Source organism: Geodermatophilus sp. SYSU D01045 (assembly GCF_054050295.1).
On the sequence record NZ_JBJGZB010000008.1, the window covers coordinates 40,536 to 59,152 of the forward strand.

General features: G+C 77.5%; 18 protein-coding genes. 4 read left to right on the forward strand and 14 right to left on the reverse strand.

Going from position 1 to position 18,617, the window contains the following annotated elements; all coding sequences use genetic code 11:
• Positions 1 to 78: 78 nt before the first annotated feature.
• From ACI798_RS08365 to ACI798_RS08380, 4 genes are read right to left on the reverse strand one after another with little or no spacing between them, the layout of a single operon-like run.
• Entirely contained in the window at positions 79 to 927 is an 849-nt protein-coding gene (locus tag ACI798_RS08365) for an ABC transporter permease (RefSeq protein WP_456939331.1), read from the reverse strand.
• Positions 924 to 1,880: an ABC transporter ATP-binding protein gene (locus tag ACI798_RS08370; RefSeq protein WP_456939330.1), complete on the reverse strand. Its 957-nt coding sequence runs from the start codon at positions 1,878 to 1,880 to the stop codon at positions 924 to 926. The genes ACI798_RS08365 and ACI798_RS08370 overlap by 4 nt, the downstream gene beginning before the upstream one ends.
• A complete protein-coding gene (locus ACI798_RS08375; protein WP_456939329.1) occupies positions 1,877 to 2,959 on the reverse strand; it encodes a hypothetical protein in 1,083 nt (360 codons plus the stop codon). Before ACI798_RS08375 ends, ACI798_RS08370 begins: the two co-directional genes overlap by 4 nt.
• Complete coding sequence (locus tag ACI798_RS08380) at positions 2,943 to 3,452, reverse strand: sigma-70 family RNA polymerase sigma factor (RefSeq protein ID WP_456939328.1); 510 nt, start codon at positions 3,450 to 3,452, stop codon at positions 2,943 to 2,945. Before ACI798_RS08380 ends, ACI798_RS08375 begins: the two co-directional genes overlap by 17 nt.
• Before the next feature lie 221 nt (positions 3,453 to 3,673).
• Here ACI798_RS08380 and ACI798_RS08385 point away from each other — a divergent pair, with 221 nt between their 5' ends.
• Positions 3,674 to 4,876 carry a cation:proton antiporter gene (locus ACI798_RS08385; RefSeq protein WP_456939327.1) on the forward strand — a complete coding sequence of 401 codons (1,203 nt, stop codon included), beginning with the start codon at positions 3,674 to 3,676 and terminating at the stop codon, positions 4,874 to 4,876.
• A 9-nt stretch (positions 4,877 to 4,885) separates the two neighbouring features.
• Here ACI798_RS08385 and ACI798_RS08390 read toward each other — a convergent pair whose 3' ends face one another.
• The 6 genes from ACI798_RS08390 to ACI798_RS08415 all read right to left on the reverse strand — a co-directional run bounded on the left by ACI798_RS08390 (position 4,886) and on the right by ACI798_RS08415 (position 9,758).
• Entirely contained in the window at positions 4,886 to 6,292 is a 1,407-nt protein-coding gene (locus ACI798_RS08390) for an ATP-binding protein (RefSeq protein ID WP_456939326.1), read from the reverse strand.
• Between the two features lie 147 nt (positions 6,293 to 6,439).
• Positions 6,440 to 7,036: a hypothetical protein gene (locus ACI798_RS08395; RefSeq protein WP_456939325.1), complete on the reverse strand. Its 597-nt coding sequence runs from the start codon at positions 7,034 to 7,036 to the stop codon at positions 6,440 to 6,442.
• The gene (locus tag ACI798_RS08400) at positions 7,033 to 7,752 is read right to left on the reverse strand and encodes an HDIG domain-containing metalloprotein (RefSeq protein ID WP_456939324.1); all 720 of its coding nucleotides are present in this window, start codon (positions 7,750 to 7,752) and stop codon (positions 7,033 to 7,035) included. The genes ACI798_RS08395 and ACI798_RS08400 overlap by 4 nt, the downstream gene beginning before the upstream one ends.
• Positions 7,753 to 7,835: 83 nt before the next feature.
• A complete protein-coding gene (locus ACI798_RS08405; RefSeq protein ID WP_456939323.1) occupies positions 7,836 to 8,039 on the reverse strand; it encodes a hypothetical protein in 204 nt (67 codons plus the stop codon).
• Between the two features lie 103 nt (positions 8,040 to 8,142).
• The gene (locus ACI798_RS08410) at positions 8,143 to 8,688 is read right to left on the reverse strand and encodes an RDD family protein (RefSeq protein WP_457047679.1); all 546 of its coding nucleotides are present in this window, start codon (positions 8,686 to 8,688) and stop codon (positions 8,143 to 8,145) included.
• The gene (locus ACI798_RS08415) at positions 8,685 to 9,758 is read right to left on the reverse strand and encodes a hypothetical protein (protein WP_456939321.1); all 1,074 of its coding nucleotides are present in this window, start codon (positions 9,756 to 9,758) and stop codon (positions 8,685 to 8,687) included. The genes ACI798_RS08410 and ACI798_RS08415 overlap by 4 nt, the downstream gene beginning before the upstream one ends.
• 315 nt (positions 9,759 to 10,073) lie before the next feature.
• Between ACI798_RS08415 and ACI798_RS08420 the strand changes: the two genes are divergently transcribed.
• From ACI798_RS08420 to ACI798_RS08430, 3 genes are all read left to right on the forward strand, one after another.
• Complete coding sequence (locus ACI798_RS08420) at positions 10,074 to 12,761, forward strand: LuxR C-terminal-related transcriptional regulator (protein WP_457047680.1); 2,688 nt, start codon at positions 10,074 to 10,076, stop codon at positions 12,759 to 12,761.
• Between the two features lie 163 nt (positions 12,762 to 12,924).
• The gene (locus ACI798_RS08425; protein ID WP_456939319.1) at positions 12,925 to 13,401 is read left to right on the forward strand and encodes a DUF7144 family membrane protein; all 477 of its coding nucleotides are present in this window, start codon (positions 12,925 to 12,927) and stop codon (positions 13,399 to 13,401) included.
• Between the two features lie 144 nt (positions 13,402 to 13,545).
• Positions 13,546 to 14,043, forward strand: coding sequence for a DUF6325 family protein (locus tag ACI798_RS08430; RefSeq protein ID WP_456939318.1), 498 nt, complete (start codon positions 13,546 to 13,548; stop codon positions 14,041 to 14,043).
• Between the two features lie 24 nt (positions 14,044 to 14,067).
• Here ACI798_RS08430 and ACI798_RS08435 read toward each other — a convergent pair whose 3' ends face one another.
• From ACI798_RS08435 to ACI798_RS08450, 4 genes are all read right to left on the reverse strand, one after another.
• Positions 14,068 to 14,664 carry an Rv1733c family protein gene (locus ACI798_RS08435; RefSeq protein WP_457047681.1) on the reverse strand — a complete coding sequence of 199 codons (597 nt, stop codon included), beginning with the start codon at positions 14,662 to 14,664 and terminating at the stop codon, positions 14,068 to 14,070.
• A 14-nt stretch (positions 14,665 to 14,678) separates the two neighbouring features.
• The gene (locus tag ACI798_RS08440) at positions 14,679 to 16,097 is read right to left on the reverse strand and encodes an MFS transporter (RefSeq protein ID WP_457047682.1); all 1,419 of its coding nucleotides are present in this window, start codon (positions 16,095 to 16,097) and stop codon (positions 14,679 to 14,681) included.
• A 45-nt stretch (positions 16,098 to 16,142) separates the two neighbouring features.
• Complete coding sequence (locus tag ACI798_RS08445) at positions 16,143 to 16,505, reverse strand: carboxymuconolactone decarboxylase family protein (RefSeq protein WP_456939315.1); 363 nt, start codon at positions 16,503 to 16,505, stop codon at positions 16,143 to 16,145.
• A 107-nt stretch (positions 16,506 to 16,612) separates the two neighbouring features.
• A complete protein-coding gene (locus ACI798_RS08450) occupies positions 16,613 to 18,490 on the reverse strand; it encodes a glycoside hydrolase family 15 protein (RefSeq protein ID WP_456939314.1) in 1,878 nt (625 codons plus the stop codon).
• Positions 18,491 to 18,617 lie beyond the last annotated feature (127 nt).

Consider the following 18,617-nt stretch of genomic DNA (forward strand, 5'->3'; position numbering starts at 1 on the left):
GGGCGTCTCCAGACGGCGTCGTCGGGCGGGAGCCGGGGTCGGGTGACCCCGGCTCCGGACGGTACCGAGCCGGGACGGCTACAGGTCCCGGCGGGAGAACGCCATCCCCGCGAGCCCCAGGACGACGGCGACCCACAGCGCCGCCCACGCCAGGTAGGTGGCGGTGAGCGGGGCCTCGCCGAAGAACGGCGACCCGCCGAGCTCGGTGAACTGGCCGACCAGCGTCGGGTCCTGGAAGGCGTTCATCGCCCCGCGCCACAGCCCGTCGGTGGGCAGCAGCATCCGCGACACCGCGCCCACCCGCGCGACGCCCTCGTTGCCCAGCGCGTCGCCGATGCCGCCGACGACGCCGGCGATCCAGGTGGCGCCGAACAGGCCGACCGCCACCACGCCCGAGGCCATGGGCGAGATGACCGTGGACAGCAGCAGCGCCAGGGTCAGCAGCACCGCCGTCTGCGCGGCGAGCAGCGCGAGCCCGGCCACCGGCCGCGGCGGCCAGTAGCCGACGGTCACCTGGACGACGACGAACTGCGCGAGCCCCGCCAGCGCGACGAAGGCGCTGCCGAACGCCACCAGGCCCAGCCACTTGCCGACCAGCACCGCCGAGCGGCGGACCGGCCGCGCCAGCACCGCCAGCGCCGCCCCGGACTCGACCTCCCCGGAGACGGTGGGGCCGGCGAGGAACGCCGTCCCCAGCGCGGCGATGAGGCTGAACCCGAACATCACCAGGTTGAGCACGGTCGACGCCGCGATCCGGGCCTCGCCGCTGGTCAGCCCGCCGAACTCGGCGTCGAGCCGGGCGAAGCCCCACGCGGACAGGCCCAGCAGCGCCACCGTGAGCACGGCGAGCGAGCGCAGCACCTTGCGCCGCGCCGCCTCGCGCAGGGTCAGGCCGGCGACGGTCAGCACGACGCGGGCGGTGCTCACCGCTGACCCCCCGAGCGGAGGACGTCGAGCAGCCGCTCCTCCAGGCTGATCCGCCCCGGCTCCACCGCGTGCACCCGGACGCCGAGCGCGACCAGGTCGGCGACCAGCGCCGGCACCGCGGCGTCGGCGTCCTCGGGCAGCGTGACGGTGAACCGGTCGCCGCTGCGGGTGAGCCGGCCGGTGGCGGCCAGCCGCGCCTCGGCGCGGGCGTCGACGCCGTCGAGCCGCAGCCGCACCTCCCGCTGCCCGAGCAGCTCGGCCAGCGTCCCGGCCGCCGCCACCCGCCCCCGGTCGAGGATGACCACGCGGTCGCAGACCCGCTCCACCTCGCCGATCAGGTGCGAGTTGAGCAGCACCGCGACGCCGCGCTCCCGCAGGGACAGCACGACGTCGCGGACGTCGACGCGGCCGAGGGGGTCCAGCGCGCTGGTCGGCTCGTCGAGCACCACCAGCTCCGGGCGGGCCACCAGTGCCACGGCCAGCCCCAGCCGCTGCTGCATGCCCTTGGAGAAGCCGCCCACCCGGTCGCCGGCGCGGTCGGCCAGGCCGACCAGCGCCAGGACGTCGCGCTGCTCGGCCGCCGGCACCGCCGCGCCGGACAGGCGCACGTGCAGGGTCAGCACCTCCGCCGCGCTGAGCCACGGCTGGTAGCGGAACAGCTCGGGCAGGTAGCCGACGCGGGCCCGGGCCTGCGGGTCGCGCGCCGCCCGCCCGAGCAGCAGCACCTCCCCGGCGTCGGGCCGGACGAGGCCGAGCAGCATCTTGATGACGCTGGTCTTGCCCGCGCCGTTGGGCCCGAGCAGCCCGAGCACCTCGCCGCGGCCGACGGTGAAGGAGACCCCGTCGACCGCGGTCCGCCGTCCGTACCGCTTGCGCAGCCCCTGGCACCACACCGCCGACGACGGCGGCAGGTCGGCCAGCAGCCGCTCGGCGGCGGCGGTCGGGGAGGTCACTCCGACAGACCCCGGGCGACGGCGAGCACCTCGTCGGCACCCAGCGACCCGGCCACCGCGGTGACGACGCCGTCGGTCACCCACACCACGCCGGCGACCGAGCCGTCCCGCGAGGTGAGCACCGTGGCCTCCTCGCCGCCGACGTCGGCGGTCGAGCTGGTCGCCAGGCCCGCCGGCACCGGCAGCGGCAGCGTCGTGCCGTCGCCGGAGAACGACCGCAGCTGGGCGGCGAGGTCCTCGGGCAGGCCGGGCAGCGACAGCAGGTAGTCGCGGGCGGTGGCGAACGGGATGCCCGAGGACTCCGCGGTCGGGGCCACGACCCGGGCGACGACCAGGCCCGGCGCGCCGCTGCCGCTGGACCAGACCGCGGCGACGCCGGGGCCGGCGCTCAGCCGGAACCGGCCGCCGTCGAGCCCGGCCGGCGGGGGCGGCAACGTCTCGCCGGACGCCGCGGCGGCCTCGGCCGCCCGCTCGGCGGAGAAGGTGAACTCCACGACGGCCCGGTCGCCGACCTGGTAGGCCGGGTCGCCGCCCACCCCGCCGGGGAGCTGCCCGACCTGTGGGACGGCCAGCCCCGAGACGTCCTCCGCGGCCGCGGCGTCGGCCACCGCGCGGACGTCGGGCTCCTCGAGCACCTGCGCGGTGCCGTAGGCGGACAGGTCGGGCAGCGCGACCAGGTCGGCCTGGGTGACGGTGACCGGCGCGATCTCCTCGGTGCGGAAGACCTGCAGCCAGTCCGTCGCGGCGGCGACGCCGCCGCCGGCCAGCAGCGCGACCACGCCGACGGCGGCCACCAGCGGGCTGCGCAGCCGGCCGCGCCGGCGGCGGGCCGGGGCGGGGGCGGCGGTGCTGCGGCGCTCGTCCAGGGCGACCGCGGACGACAGCCGGTGCCAGGCGGCCCCGGTGTCGGGCGCGGTGCCCGGGGTCAGCGCCGCGGAGACGGCGGTGGCGTCGCGCTGGGCGGCGGCCAGGCCGGTCAGGCACGTCGCGCAGCCGGCGACGTGCTCGCGGTCGGCGTCGGGGACACCGGCCGGCTCGTCCACGAGCCGGCGCAGCGTGCCCTCAGTCGGATGACGCATGGCGGGTCAACTCCTCGCGCAGGGCGGACTCGGCGCGTCGCACGGTCGTGCCGACGCTGCCGGGGGACAGGTCGAGGGCGGCCGCGACCTCGGCGTAGCTGAGGCCGCTGTGCCGCAGGACGAGCGCGACGGCCTGGCGCCGGGGGAGCCGGGCCAGGGCCGCCCGCACGCGGCGGCGCTCGTCGAGGGTGACGACGTCGTCGGCGACGTCGGGGACCGCGGGGCCGGGCCCGCCGGCCGCCTCCTCGCGGGTGGCGCGGCGGCGGCCGGAGCGGAGGTGGTTGAGGGCGGTGTGGGCCGCGGCGACCGAGAGCCAGCCCGGCGCCTCGCCGGCCGGCACCGTGGTGCGGGCGAAGGAGAGGAACACCTCCTGGGCGACGTCCTCGGCGCCGTCCCGCGAGCCCAGCACCCGGGCGGCGACGCCGACCACGCGCGGGTAGGCGGCGCGGAACACCTGCTCGAGGTCGGTGCGGACCGCTCCTCGTCCCGACACGGCCCCGCCGTCCTCCCGATCCGCCCGGCCCACGCGCCGGCTCCGGCCGGCCCGGGACAGGACGGCCGGCACGGCGGCCGCCGGTGCGCTGACACCGTGCCTGATCGCGCTCACGTCCAGGTAGCACCGCCGCGCCCGCGGATGTGACAGCGCCGGCCCGGGTTCCCCCGGCGGGGGGTGCGCGGGAGGATCGGCCGGCACCCCGGCGAGGGGAGTACCGGGTGGACGACGTCGTGGTGATCGACACCCTGGCCGCCGTCACGGCCGTGTCGCTGGTCGCCGCCGTCGTCGTCGGGCTGTTCCCGCGGCTGCTCGTGCCGCAGGTGGTGCTGCTGCTCGTCGGCGGGATGCTGCTCGGCCCCCACGTCCTCGACGTCGGCACGGCGGGGGACGTGCGGGTGCTCGCCGACGTCGGCCTCGGCTTCGTCTTCCTGCTGGCCGGCTACGAGCTCGACCCGCGGCTGTTCCGGGAGGACGCCGGCCGCCGCGCGCTGCTCGGCTGGACGGTGTCCCTGCTGCTGGCGCTCGGGGTCGTGGGCCTGCTGTACGCCGGCGACGTCGTGGAGGCGTTCCTCCCGGTGGCGCTCGGGCTGACCACCACCGCCCTGGGGACGCTGCTGCCGGTGCTGCGGGAGAAGGGGCTGCTCGGCGGCCGGCTCGGGCGGTACCTGCTGGCCGCGGGCGGCGTCGGGGAGCTGCTGCCCGTCCTCGCGATCGCGGTGTTCCTCGGCACCCAGGGCCGCATCGCCGCGCTGGTGTCGCTCGCCGCGGTCGGCGCGCTCGCCGTCGTCCTCGCCGTGCTGCGCCGCGGCATCCGCGAGGGCGGCCGGCTCGCCCGGGTCGTCGCCGCGGGGCAGGACGCGACCGCGCAGATCACCCTGCGGGCCACCGTGCTGCTGCTGATCACGCTGATCGCGGTCACCGAGCAGTTCCACCTGGACGCGGTGCTCGGGGCCTTCCTCGCCGGGATGGTGCTGCGGCGCTGGGTCGGCGGGGCGGCGCCCCAGCTGGAGGCCAAGCTCGACGCGGTCGGCTACGGCTTCTTCGTGCCGGTGTTCTTCGTGGCGTCGGGCATGGCGCTGGACCTGGGCTCGATCGCCGACGCGCCGCTGCGGCTGGTGCTGTTCTTCGCGCTGATGCTCGCCGTCCGCGGCGGCCCGGCGCTGCTGGTCTACCGCCGGGTGCTGCCGCTGCGGCAGCGCGCGCAGACCGCCCTGGTCAGCGCCACCGCGCTGCCGGTGCTGGTGGCGCTCACCGAGATCGGTCTGCGCAGCGGCCACATGCTGCCGGAGAACGCCGCCGCGCTGGTCGGCGCCGGCGTGGTCACCGTGCTGGTGTTCCCGGCCCTGGCGGTCGCCCTGGACCGGCGGCCGGCCACCCCCGCGCCCGTCCCGGCCGCCGGGGGGCCGGCCGCCCCCGCCTGACGCGGTCGATCAGTGGCGTCCGGGACGCCGGACGGGCAGGCGCACCCGGAGCACCGTCTCGCCGGGCCGCAGGTCGATGTCGATGTCGCCGCCGTGCCGGTCGACGATCCGCCGGGAGATGTCCAGGCCCAGCCCGGTGCCCTCGCCCACGCCCCGCGTCGTGAAGAAGGGGTCGAAGGCGTGCGCCCGCACCTCGGGGGTCATCCCGGCGCCGGTGTCGCCGACCTCCACGACCACCGCGTCCCGGTCCACCCGCGTGGACACCCGCAGCGTGCCGTGGTCGCCCATCGCGTGCAGGGCGTTGTCGACCAGGTGGGTCCACACCTGGTTGAGCTCGGCGGCGCGCGCCTCGATGCGCGGCACACCGGTCGCGTGGTCCCGTACGACGGTCACGCCCGGCGGCACCCGCGGGGCGAGCATCGCCAGGGTGCTCTCCAGGCCCTCGGTCAGGTCGGTCTCCCGCACGGCGGCGCGGTCGAGCTGGGAGTAGGACCGCACCGCCGCCACCAGGTCGGAGATGCGCCGGGTGGACTCCTTGACCTCCGTCAGCAGCCCGGTCGCCTCCAGCGTGCTCGCCACCCACTCCAGCGCGGGCTCGAGCCGGTCCCGCCCGAGCACCCCGGCCACGCGCTCGGCCCACTCGACGTCGGCGCCCGCTCCGCTGAGCGCGGGGGCCAGCGCCCAGTCCCGTGCCACGCCGTGCCGGGACAGCCAGTCGGCGAGGGCGTCCTCCCGGTCGGCGACCTCCAGCGGGTCCCCGCCGGGCCGGCCCGCCAGCTCCTGGCGGAGGGTGTCCAGCCGGGTGAACTCGCCGGCGGTGACGGGGGCGGCGGCCAGCCGGCGCAGCGAGGACAGCATGGCCTCGTGGGCCTCGGCGAGGGCGTCGACCGCCCGGGTCGCGGCGGCGGCCGGGTTGTTGAGCTCGTGCGCGAGCCCGGCGGCCAGCGTCCCGAGCGCGGCCAGGGCCTCCCGCTGCCGGGCCATCGTCTCGTAGTTGCGCGCCGACCGGGACACGCCCTCGGTCAGGTACAGCCCCAGCGGGAAGCGGCTGGTCCACAGCTCCCGCAGCGCGCCGGCCGGCACCCGCAGCACCTTCCCGCCGGTGGCCGCCCGCCCGGTGGCGAGGTAGGCGCCGTGCTCGTCCCAGGCCCGGAAGCCGCCGGCCCAGCGGCCGGGCACGTCCATGACGCCGAGCCGGGTCTCCTCCGACCCCAGGTGGCGGACCAGGTCGATGCTGCCCTCGAGCAGCACCCACCAGGACTCCGCGGGGGCGTTCTCCACGAACAGGACGTCGCCCTCGGCGAAGGACACCTCGGTGCCGACGGCGGCCAGGGTGCGCAGCTGGTCGTCGTCGGTGCCGTCGAACAGCCCGATCCCGCGCAGGCCCGGGACGGCGGGGTCGGTGGTCTCGGTCATCCGGGCGACCTCCTGACCCCCGGTGCACCCGGGGCGTGCCCGGAGCATGCCGGGCGCGCGGGGGCGCCGACAGGCCCCCGGGCGCGGCGACCTCGGCCGGTGACGGCGGCCCAGCCGTGCGCGGGCACGTCCGCGAGGAGCGCCGCCTCAGCCGCGGGCCGCGCGCCCGCCCGTGGCGCGGGCGAGCAGGTCAGGAGCCGGCGTCCGGCCGAGCTCGGCGAGCAGGTCCCCGCCCGCGTCGCCGAGCCGGACGGCCAGCCGGGCGCGGCCGGTCCACGTGCCCCGCTGCCGCAGGAGCGCCCGGCCCAGCGACCACGCCCGGAACTCCCCGACCAGGCCCCGCGCGTCCTCCGGGGGTGCGGCCGCGACCCGCGCGCGGGCCCGCCGCAGGGCCTCGTCCCGGCCGAGCACGGCCGCGACGTCGCGGGGCAGGTCGCGCCGGGCGGCGACCGCCGCCCGCACGTGCACCAGCGGCGTCGCCGCGACCCCGGCGAGCCCCGCGGCGGGACCGGCGAGCGCGGCGGCCAGCAGGCCCGCGGCGGGCGAGGCGTCGTCGAGGACGGACCGGACCAGCCGCACCACCTGGCCGCCCGCCCAGGGCGAGGCGTCCTCGGCGCGCTCGGCGACCGCGAGCACCAGGGCGGTGGCGGCGACGTCGTCCCCGCGCCAGAGGCCGTGCCGGCCGGCCCACTCCCACGGGTCCTCGGCGGGGTACCAGCGGGAGGCGGGGCGGTGCGGCGTCACGCCGTCCCATCGGCCGCCCGGACCGGGGAGCTGGAGTCCCCGGCGACGCCCGTCCCCCTGTCGTGGGACGGGAGGGGACGCCGGCCCGGCGGCAGGCCGCGCAGCCGCTCGAGGCGCCGTTCGGTGCGCGCGACGGCGGCCCGCACGGCCGGCGCGCGCCGGGGGTGGGCGCGGGCGGTGGCGCTGTCGGGGCCGTGCCGCCGCAGCACGTCGGCGAAGCGGTGGTCGACGTCGACGGTGCGGCCGTCGGCGGCCGTGGTCTGGTCGGCGAAAGTCAGCGCGTCGGCCAGCGGACCGGAGGCGTAGCGGCCGGTGCCGAGGTCCCGCAGGACCTCCCCGAGGCCGCGCTCGGCGGCGACGAACCGGGCACCGGAGTGGTGGGCCACCAGCCCGACGACCACCGGGTGCCAGCCCCGCTCGCGCAGGTAGAGGGCGCCGTCGAGCGGGTGGAAGCCCGTCCGCCGCACCTCCGGGGCGTAGCCGATGTCGTGCAGCCAGGCCGCGGCCAGCAGCAGCGGCCGGTCGTCGGCGGCGACGGTGACCGCCGCCTCCTCCGCGCGCCGCGCCACCGCCTGCTCGTGCCGCCAGCGCGGGCCGCTGGCGCCGAGCAGGCGGGCGGCCAGCCGCTGCGCGGCCTCGACGAGCAGCCACGACGGGAGGTGCGCCGGGGCGGTCCCGGCGTGGACCGTCCCGGACGTCTCCTCACGGCGTGGCACGGGTCCTCCCCGGTCGAGGGTCGCGCGGGCCGACCCTCCTCCGGCGTCCCGCACCGGCGCGTCGTCCGCGCGGGGTGGCCGGGTCACCGCTGCTGCGCGGCGTGCCGGTACTCGAGGAGGGCGTTGAGGTTGGCCTCCGCCTGCGTCCGCAGATCGAGGGCCTTCTCGAGGGCCCTCGGGTCGCCCGGCCGCCCGCAGGCGCGCCGTGCGGTCCGGAGCTCGGCCAGCGCCCGCACGATGAGGGAGTCGAGGACGGTGAAGCGGTCCGGGGTCGCCAGGGTGGGCATGGCGGACCTCCCGCCGGTCGTCGTGGCCGGGTGCTGCCGGGTCCGGGCCGCACGCGGCACGGCGCCCCGGACACCCCGAGCCTGCCCCGCGGCCCGGCGACCGTCATCGTCCGCCAGGGACGACCACGGGCGGCGGCCGGTCGTAGACGACCGAGGTCCGCAGCACCAGGTCCTGCACCGACCGGTTGCCCCGGCTGACCAGCACCCACAGCAGGCCGACGGGGAACGCCACGCACAGCACCGCCCGCACCGCGGACCGTCCCCAGCCCAGCCGGTCCCCGCGGTCGTCGCCCACGCGCAGCCCGAGCAGCCGGTCGCCGTAGGTGCGCCCAGCGTCGGCCCAGGTGACGGCGAAGTAGACCGCCTGCACCCCGAGCGCCCAGGCCAGCAGCGTCGAGGACGACGGCGCGGGGAAGGAGAAGCTCGCCGGGCCCGGGAGGAACCGGGCGGCCGCGACCGCCGCGTAGCCCCCGACCACGAGCAGCGCGACCAGCAGGAGGTCCACCACGTTGGCCAGCGCGCGCGTGACCAGACCCGCGCGCGACCCCCGGCCGGCTCCCTCGGCGGGGCCGGCTCCCTCGGCGGCGGGCGCGGGCCTCGGTGCCGGGATGCCGGCGTGCGTGCCGCGTCGCTCCTCGGCCCGGGTCACGGCGGGAGCTCCGGACCGGCGGAGCCGCGGACGCCGTCGCCCGCGGCGGTCCGGCGGGCGGTCCGGCGCAGCAGCCGGTCGACGACCCGCTCCACCGCCCGGTCGGCGTCGGCGCCCTGGTCGCGCACGGAGCGCACCACCTCGGAGGTCACGGAGCCGGTCGAGGCGCGCAGCAGGCCGGGCAGGTCGATGACGTCGACGACGTACCGGGCCAGTCCGGCGAGGTCCATGCGGAGCGCCGCGGCGTCGAGGTCGATGCGGGCGGCCGCGCGGTCGAGGTCCGCCCGGTCGACGACGGCGTCGACGTCGACGCGCGCCACGGCCCGGTCGAGGTCCACCCGGTCCACCACGGCGTCGACGTCGACCCGCTCCAGCACCCGCGCGACGTCCAGCCGCTCCGCCACCTCGTCGACGTCCACGCGGTCCACCACGGCACCGACGTCGACCCGTGCCACCGCGCGGTCGAGGTCCACCCGGTCGACCACGGCGTCGAGATCGACGCGCGCCACGGCCCGGTCGAGGTCCACCCGGTCGACCACGGCGTCGACGTCGACCCGGTCGACCACGGCACCGACGTCGACGCGCGCCACCGCGCGGTCGAGGTCCACCCGCGCGACGACGGCGTCGAGGTCGACCCGGTCCAGCACCCGGCCGACGTCGAGGCGGTCGGCCACGGCGTCGACGTCGAGCTGGGCCGCCAGCCGGTCGAGGTCCACGAACTCGCGGACCAGCGCCGGGACGTCGAGCCGGGCGAGCAGGCCCCGGGCCACGGCCGGGACCACGCGGTCGGCCGCCCCGGCCAGCGCGCGCGCCGCCGCCACCACCGGGTGGGCGAGCGCCTCCGGCGCGCGGCCGGGCCGCGGCAGGCGCGCGGCGACGGCCCGGCGGCGGACGGCGGCGCTCTCACCGAGGAGGCGGGCCAGCGCCGCCGTCACCTCGAGGACGGCGACCGCCGCCTGCACCACGTCCCGGACCGCGCCGTCGGCGTCGAACCGCTCCGGCGACCGGGCCGGCGGTGCACCGGCCGGGCGCAGCCCCTCGACCGGTGGACCGCCGGGGGTCACGGCCACCGGGGGACGCCGCCCGCTGTCAGGACCATGCGCCCTCCCGCCCTCGGAGCCGCCAGCGTCGGGCAGGGGCCGCGGCCCCTCCCTCATCCGGAATGGATGAACCCGTCCGCCTCTGGGGCGCGGGAGGCTCCGGTCGCTTCCTGCGCCTCCGCCCCGGGTCACTTCGGCCGGAAGTGCCGGGGACCTCCGCCTCTGAGGTCCCGCGGAGGACGCGGCGAGGCTGGGTGCAGGACCGGTCACACGTCCGGCCCGAGGGTGCCCAGGAGGAGGCTCCGGGACGGGGGACGGCCTGTACCGCACGCGGGAGGACGCGCCATGGCGAGTCTGTCGCCGATCCACGCGACGGGGTCAGGGACGGCGCCGACGACCGCTGCCGCGCGGTCCGGCCCGTCCCTGCTGGCGTCCAAGCTCACCCCGCCCGAGCCGGGAGCCGCGACCGTCCCCCGGCCGCGGCTGACCACCGCGCTGTCCCGGGCGGTGCAGCGGGCGCCGCTGACCCTGGTCAGCGGCCCGGCGGGCTCGGGCAAGACGGTGCTGGCGGCCTCGTGGGCGCGCACCCGGCCGGACGACGGCCCGGTCGCCTGGCTCACCGTCGACGACTACGACGACGCCGCGACGTTCTGGGCCTACGTCGTCGGTGCGCTGGCGTCGGTGGGGCTCGCGGGCACCGGCCTGCCGTCGCTCGAGCCGGGGGAGCCGGAGCCGCCGGGGTTCGTCCCGTCCCTCGCCGCCCGGGTGGCGGCGCTGCCCCGGCCGGTGACGCTGGTGGTCGACGACGCCGACCACGTGCGGGACCGCTCGATCGGTGCGGGCCTGGACCTGCTCGTCCGGAACGCCGGGGACCGGCTGCGGCTGGTGCTGTGCGCCCGGGCCGACCCACCGCTGCCGCTGCACCAGTACCGGCTGGCCGGGACCGTCTCGGAGATCCGCGCGGAGGAGCTGGCCTTCACCCCGGACGAGGCCGGGGACCTGTTCGCCGCCATGGGCGTGCCGGTGTCGCCGGAGGTCGCCCGGAGCCTCCACGCGGAGGCGCAGGGGTGGGCGGTCGGCCTGCGGCTGGCGGGCGCCGCCCTCGCGCAGGGAGCGTCCCCCGAGCACCTGGTGACCTCGCTCGCGCAGGACGACGGCAGCGTGGCGCAGTACCTGTTCGCGGAGGTGCTGCAGCGGCAGCCGGCCCCGGTGCGGCGGTTCCTGCTGCGGGTCAGCGTGACCGCGGAGCTGTGGCCGGACCTGGTGGACCGGTTGGTCGGGCGGCCGATCGGCCGGCGGGTCCTCGCCGGCCTCGCGCGGGCCAACGCCTTCGTCGAGGCCGCGCCCGGCGCACCCGGCGGGTACCGCATGCACCCGCTGTTCCGGGAGATGCTGCAGGCCCAGCTGGCCTTCGACCACCCCGGCGACGTCGCGACCCTGCACCGGACCTGCGCCGCCTGGTACGCCGCCTCCGGCCGGGTGCCCGAGGCGGTCGGTCACGCCGCCGCCGCGGAGGACTGGTCAGTGGTCACGCGGCTGCTGGTCGACGACCTGCTCGTCCCGCGCCTGCTCGCGAACGGCACGGACCCCGCCCTGCCCAGAGTCCGCGCGCTCCCCACCCGGGTCTCCGGCCCCGACGCCGCCGTGCTCCGGACCGCCGTCGCCCTGGCCGACGGGACGGCGCCCACCGACGCGGACCTCGCCGGCGTCGCGGCCGCCCGCGGGGAGGGCAACCGGCCGACGCTGCGGGTCTCGGCCGCGCTCGACTCCCTGGCGGCCGACGCCGCTGCCGCGGGCCCCGCCGGCGCCCGGCTCGCCGGCGCCGACGCCGCGGCCCCGCTGCTGGCCCCGCTCGCGGACGAGGACCGGCGGGAGAGCGCGGCGGTGCTGGGCGCGCTGCGCGCGGCCGCGGCCCTCGGCACGGACGAGCCGACGGCGCACCTGATCGCCGGGCTGCGCACCGCGGCGGCCGCGGCCCAGGCGGCGGGCGCGCGGCACCTGCGCAGCGGCACCGTCGCCTCCCTGGGCCTGCTCGAGGCCCTCGAGGGCCGGCTCAACCGGGCCGTCGAGCTGGCCGGCGAGGCGGAGACGCTCGCGGCCGAGGAGGGCCGGGACGACGCCGCCCGCGAGCCGGCGTCGGCGACCGCCCTCGCGTGGGCCCACCTGCGCCGCTACGACCTCCCCACGGCCCGCGAGTGGCTGGGCCGGGCACACGCCCGCACGCGGGCCCGGGCCGACGGCGCGGCCGGCGCCGCCCTGGTGGAGCCGCTCCTCGCGGTGCTGCAGAGCCAGCTGCTGCGGCTGCGGCACGAGTACGACGCGGCGGAGCGGTGCCTGGGGCCCCACCTGCGGGGACCGCGCCTGCCCCGCTGGGTGGCCGAGCCGGTGATCAGCGAGGTGGTCCGACTCGCCGTCGCCCGCGGGCACGTGACGGAGGGGCTGTCGCTCCTCCGGGAGACCCGTGCCGACGAGCCGTGGAGCCGCCGGCTGCGGGCGACGGTGGACCTCCTGTCCGGGGACCCGACCGCGGTGACGTCGACCGAGCCGACGGGGACCCGGGCACCGGCCGCCGTCGTGGAGGCCCGGGTCATCCGCGCCTGCCAGCTGCTGGAGGCCGGCCACGCACCGGCCGCGGTGGACGAGCTCGCCGAGGCCCTGGAGATCGCCCGGCCCGAGCTGCTGCGCTGGCCGTTCGTCGACACCCTGCCCCAGGCCCGGCGGTTGCTGCGCACGCAGACCCGGTTGCAGGGGCCCGCCGCCTGGCTGAACCCGTCGGCGGTCGCCCCGCCGCGCCGGGGCGGGACCCGCCCGGCGGCTCCCCGGGAGGTGCCCGACGTGGTCCAGGAGCTCAGCGACCGGGAGACCGAGGTGCTGCGGCACCTGGCGGGGATGCTCTCCACGGCGGAGATCGCGGCGACGATGTTCATCTCGGTGAACACCGTCCGCACGCACATCCGCAGCATCCTGCGCAAGCTCGCCGTGAGCCGGCGCAACCAGGCGGTCCGGCGGGCCCGGGAGCTCGGCCTGGTCTGACCTCCCGGCGGCCGCGTCGCGGCGCGCCGCGGACGGCCGGGGTCATGCGGAGCGGACGATGCCCGCCCGCTCGCCGCGGCCCCACGCTGCTGCCGCACACGCCCCGGTCCCGCCCGCCGCACGGGCCACCGGGACCCGGGGCCGGACCGAGGAGGAGAGGCACGTGACAGACACCTCGCGCGCGGACGCGACGTCGACGAGCACGTCGGTGCCGCGACCGCGCTACGAGCAGCAACCCCTCGAGGAGCGTCCGAGCGGCTGGGCGGGCTGGGTCGTCTTCGCCGGCGTCATGCTCGTCATGCTCGGCACGTTCCAGATCATCCAGGGGCTCATCGCCGTCTTCGACGACGGCTTCTACCTGGTCGCGGACTCCGGCCTGGCCGTGAACGTCGACTACGACGTCTGGGGCTGGACGCACATGATCATCGGCGCCATTGGGATCGCGGCGGGGCTCGGCCTGCTGGCGGGCAACATGGCCGCCCGCGTGGTCGGCGTCTGCGTCGCGTTCCTGAGCGCGCTGGTGAACCTCGCGTTCATCGCCGCGTACCCGGTGTGGTCGGTCCTCATGATCACGATCGACGTCATCGTGATCTACGCGATCATCGTCCACGGGCGGGAGCTGAAGTCCGACTACCGCTGACCGCCGTCGCGCGCGGGGGTGCCCGTCCCGGAGGCGGGTGCCCCCGCGCCGTCGTGCGGATCGTCCGTGCGGGGGGACGTGGACCGGCGGCCCCCGCGCCGACGCTGGGTCGACCGCCGTCCACCCGCACTCCCAGGGGCAGAGATGACCACGGACCTCCAGCAGCCGACCGACGCCGACCGGGCCGACCTCGACCAGATGGGACCGGTCGACTACCTCGTCGTCGCCTTCCCGGCCGAGCGCATGACCGGTGAGGCCCTCCCGCTGCTGGTCGACCTCGTCGACCGCGGCGTCATCCGCATCCTGGACCTGGTCTTCCTGCGCAAGGACGCCGACGGGACCGTCACGGCCCTGGAGCAGAGCGACCTGCGGCGGATGCAGGTCCTCGAGGCGGCGCTGTTCGACGGCGCGCGCTCCGGCCTCCTCGGCGACGACGACCTCGCCGAGGCCGCCGCGGCGCTGGACCCGGGCACCGCGGCCGGCATCCTCGTCTACGAGAACGTCTGGGCGGCGCCGTTCGCCCGGGCGCTGCGGCGTTCCGGCGGCCAGCTGGTCGCCTCCGGGCACGTCCCGGTCCAGGCCATCCTCGCGGCGCTCGACGCCCTCGAGGCCGAGCAGCCGGCCCCCGCCGAGCAGACCTGAGCAGACCCGGGCGCGCCCGGCCGCTCAGGGCCGCGCGCTCCACTCCCGCTCGACGGCGGCCCAGCCCTCCGTCCACTGGCGGTCCCGGCGGGCGTCCAGGCAGCAGCACAGGACGGTGTGCAGCGTCCACGCCGCCAGCGGCACGCCCACGAGGGCCAGGACCCCCACCGCGGTCGCCGCCGCCGGGATGCTGCCGGGGTCCATCGGTTCCCGGGTGACCCGGCCGCCGTCGTCCACCCACACGGACACCGCCGTCCCGGCCGGGGTCTGCGGGCGGACGTTGAGCGACCCCTCGCGCGGCGGCCCGTCCGGCGCCGCCCAGGTGGCCCGCGCCGGCACCGCCCCGGCCACGCGGTCGCCGAACCCGTCGGCGTCGAGCGTGCCCGGGGCGTCCTCGAGCAGCACGGCGCGCACCAGGTGCCGCTCGGCCGCCTGCGCGTCGGCCTGCGCCTCGAGGGAGTGCTGGGTGGCGGCCGTGACGGCCACCGCCAGCGGTGCGGCGGCCAGCAGGGCGAGGACGACGGCGAGCCGGCCGAGCACCTCGAGCCGGTCGGTGCCGCGCTTGAGCGGCCCCGAGCCCAGGGTGAACCACCGGACGGGGTGCAGCAGCGGGCCGTCCACGGCGGGTCCCCGGCTCACGCGGACGGCGCGGCCGTCCGGCGCGGCTCGTGGGGGAGGAGGAGGGCGGCCACCCACCCCACGACGGCGAACCCGCCCACCACCACGATCGCGGTGAGGAACGGGGGGTTGCCCGCCGCGGCCGCGCCCACGAGCACCGACCCGGCGATCGCCACGCCGAGCGAGGACCCGAGGTTGGAGACGCTGCGGGAGACCCCGGAGATGTCGCCCTGGACGTGCTCCGGCCACGCCGACTGCACCACGTTGACCGACGCGGTCAGCATCGCCCCGACGCCGAAGCCCATGAGGAAGAGCCCGGGCCAGAACGTCCAGATCGCGGAGTCCTGGCGGGCCAGGGCCAGCAGCAGGGCGAGCCCCGCGACGGTGAGGGTGAAGCCGGCCCGGATCAGCAGGCGCTGCGGGTGCCGGCTGGCCATCCGCTGCGCCGCGCCGGAGGACAGCAGGATGCCGATGGTGGCCGGCACGAGCATCAGCCCGGTCTGCACGGCCGAGTAGCCCCGCTCCTGCTGCAGGAACACCGAGATCACGAAGAACGAGCCCTGCATGACCAGCCACTGCACGGTCTGGGTGGTCAGCCCCAGGTTCGACGTGCGGTTGCGGAACAGCGAGGGCGAGACCAGGGGCGTGCGGCCGTGCCGCTCGCGGTTCTGCGCGTGGAGGAGGAAGACCGCCAGGAACACGCCGCCCAGGGCGACCAGGACCCACACCCGGGACGAGGTCCAGCCCTGGGTCCCGGTCTGCAGGATCCCGAAGACGACGAGGAACAGGCCGGCGGCCGACAGGACGGCGCCCAGCAGGTCGAAGCGCGGGCGCTGCGCCGCCAGCGGCGGGTCGTCGATCCGGCGGGCGAGCAGCACGATCGCGGCCACGACCACGGCCTGCAGCACGAACGACGCCCGCCAGCTGACGTAGCTGGTGATCAGGCCGCCGATCAGCGGCCCGGCGGCCGCGCCCAGACCTGCGGCGCCGCTGACGACGCCGAACCACTTGGCGCGGGTCTTCACGTCGTCGAACACGACGGTGATGAGGATGTAGATCGGCGGGATGAGCAGCGCCGACCCGATGCCCTCGAGGAGCGAGTAGCCGACGGTCAGCAGGAGCAGCCCCGGCGCGAGCGCGGCGAGCAGGGCGCCGGCCCCGTAGACCACCAGGCCGAGGACGAAGCAGCGCTTGCGGCCCCAGATGTCGGTGAGCTTGCTGCCGGGGATCATCAGCGCCGCCATCGTCAGCGTGAACAGCGTGATGGTGGTCTGGATCCCCGCGACGTCGGTGTCCAGGTCGTCGGCGATCGTGCTGATCGCGACGTTCATGTTCGACGCCGCGTAGCTGGCGATGAACTGCGCGAGGGCGAGCGGCAGGACGACCGCCCCGGCCGTCGCGGTGGCCGCCGCGCCTGCGGCGCCGGTCCTGGTCACGGGAGGACCACCTCCGGTCGGGGATCGGCGCCGCGGCGGACGGTGTCAGGACGTGCGCTGCTCGGGGATCACGTCGGCCAGGGCCTCCGCGCCCAGGACGGCGCGCAGGATGTTGCCGGCGGCGGCGGTGATGCGCGGGGTGCCCACCAGCGGGGCGATGGCGACGAGCACGGACTGCGCCTGCTCGACCGTGACGCCCGAGTCCTGGGCCATGCCGAGGGTGACCGCGTAGGACGCCGGCGGCGCCCCGACGGCCACGAGCACGGCCAGGCGGACGAGCAGGTACGTGTCGGGGTCCAGGCCGGAGCGCTCGAGCGCGTCGAGGTTCATGGCGAGGACGGTCTCGATGACCGGGGCGTCTCCGCGGGCGAGGCCGTCGAGGGTGTCGTCGGGGGCGGTCTGGGTCATGGCTCCTCCTGGGGTGGGCCGGTGGCCGGGGGGGGTGGAACGGCGGTGCCCAGCCTCGGGAGGGCGGGCACCGTCGGACCTCCCCCTGCGCGGACGACCCGGCCGGCTCAGCGGGCGCCGACGACGTGCGGCGGACGCCCGTCGAGGGCCGCGTCGAGGGTGACGGCCGCGTCGATGAGGGCCAGGTGGGTGAACGCCTGCGGGAAGTTGCCGATCTGCTCGCCGGTCAGGGCGATCTCCTCGGAGTACAGGCCCACGTGGTTGCCGTAGGTCAGCATCTTCTCGAAGGCGGTGCGGGCGTCCTCGAGCCGGCCGGCGCGGGTGAGCGCGTCGACGTAGGCGAACGTGCACAGCGAGAACGTCCCCTCCGACCCGCGCAACCCGTCGGGGGAGGCCTCGGGGTCGTAGCGGTACACCAGGCTGTCGGTCACCAGCTCGCGGTCCATCGCCCGCAGCGTCGACTCCCACATCGGGTCGCGGCCGTCGATGAACCCGACGGTGGGCATCCGCAGCAGCGCGGAGTCCAGGACGTCGGTGTCGTAGTGCTGGACGAACGCGTTGCGGCTGCGGTGGAAGCCGCGGTCGAGCACCTGGCGGTAGACGGCGTCCCGCTCGGCGGTCCAGCGCTCGAGCGAGGCGGGCCGGCCGTGCTCGGTCGCCAGCCGGATGCCGCGGTCGAAGGCCACCCAGCTCATGACCCGCCCGTAGGTGAACGGCTCGCGCCCGCCGCGGGTCTCCCAGATGCCCTCCTCCGGCTGGTCCCAGTTGTCCGCCAGCCAGTCCAGCACCCGGGTGACCGCCGCCCAGCCCTGCGCGGGCAGCGGCAGGCCGGCCCGGATCCCGCTGTACAGGCTGTCCAGCGCCTCGCCGTAGATGTCGAGCTGCAGCTGCTCGGCCGCGCCGTTGCCGATGCGCACCGGTGCCGAGCCGCGGTAGCCGCGCCAGTGCTCGAGCACGTCCTCCTTGAGCTCGGACGAACCGTCGATCCGGTACATGATGTTGAGCGGGCCGCTGTCGCTGCCGGCCCGCTCGCGGATCCGGTCGCCCAGCCAGCGGCCGAAGTGCCCCGCCTCCTCGCGCATCCCCAGCCGCAGCAGCGCGTGGACGGAGAACGACGCGTCCCGCACCCAGGTGAAGCGGTAGTCCCAGTTGCGCTCCCCGCCGACCTGCTCCGGCAGCGCCGCGGTCGGTGCGGCCACGATGCCGCCGCTGGGTGCGTAGGTCATCAGCTTCAGCGTGATCGCCGACCGCTGGACGTCCTCGCGCCAGCGACCGGTGTAGGTCGACCGCTCCACCCACCCCCGCCAGAAGGCGACGGTCTCGGCGAGCAGCGCCCGGATCTCCGCGGGGCGGATTTCCCGGGGCCGGACGCCCTCGCCGGTCTGCAGCACGACGCCGCGCAGCTGGCCCGCCTCGAGGGCGAGCGTGGCGTGCACGTCGGTGCCGTCCATGCGGGCCTGCCCCAGCCGCTCGTCGTCGGGCTCGCGGACCAGGTGCAGGGTGAGCTGCGCGCCGTCGGCCGCGAAGACGGCACCCCCGGCGGAGACCTCGACCCGGTGCGCGTGCCGCCCGTAGTCGAAGCGGGGCGCGACGTCGCACTCGAAGGTCATCCGCCCGCGGACGCACTGGATCACGCGCACGATGCGGTGGTCGTCGGTGGCGGCGGTGCCGGCGGCCGGCATGAAGTCGAGGACCTGCCCCATGCCGCCCGGCGTGAAGAAGCGGGTCACGAGGACGGCGGTGTCGGGCAGGTACATCTGCGAGGACGTCCAGTCCGTGCCGGCAGGGCGGATCCGGAAGTGCCCGCCGCGCTCGTCGTCCAGGATCGCGCCGAAGACGCTGGGCGAGTCGAACCGCGGGAAGCAGAACCAGTCGATCGACCCGTCGGTGGTGACCAGCGCGGCGGTCTGCAGGTCGCCGATGATCCCGTGGTCGGCGATGGCCGTCTCGGGCCGGGAGGTCGCGGGCGGGAGGGTGTCGGTCATGGCGGCGACCGTGCTGCCGGGGACGGGCGGTCGCCTCATCCCCCGTGGGTGATGAGCCCCCGGCCGGGCGCCCCCCAGGCTGGGGCGCCGCCGGCGGGCACCCCGCCCCTGCCGCGGCAGGGAGGTG

Excerpts from the sequence above, each read along its gene's own strand:
- ACI798_RS08375 (WP_456939329.1), bottom strand. The coding sequence starts at position 2,959 with ATGCGTCATCCGACTGAGGGCACGCTGCGCCGGCTCGTGGACGAGCCG.
- ACI798_RS08390 (WP_456939326.1), bottom strand. The coding sequence starts at position 6,292 with ATGACCGAGACCACCGACCCCGCCGTCCCGGGCCTGCGCGGGATCGGG.
- ACI798_RS08405 (WP_456939323.1), bottom strand. The coding sequence starts at position 8,039 with ATGCCCACCCTGGCGACCCCGGACCGCTTCACCGTCCTCGACTCCCTC.
- ACI798_RS08420 (WP_457047680.1), top strand. The coding sequence starts at position 10,074 with ATGGCGAGTCTGTCGCCGATCCACGCGACGGGGTCAGGGACGGCGCCG.
- ACI798_RS08430 (WP_456939318.1), top strand. The coding sequence starts at position 13,546 with ATGACCACGGACCTCCAGCAGCCGACCGACGCCGACCGGGCCGACCTC.
- ACI798_RS08445 (WP_456939315.1), bottom strand. The coding sequence starts at position 16,505 with ATGACCCAGACCGCCCCCGACGACACCCTCGACGGCCTCGCCCGCGGA.
- ACI798_RS08450 (WP_456939314.1), bottom strand. The coding sequence starts at position 18,490 with ATGACCGACACCCTCCCGCCCGCGACCTCCCGGCCCGAGACGGCCATC.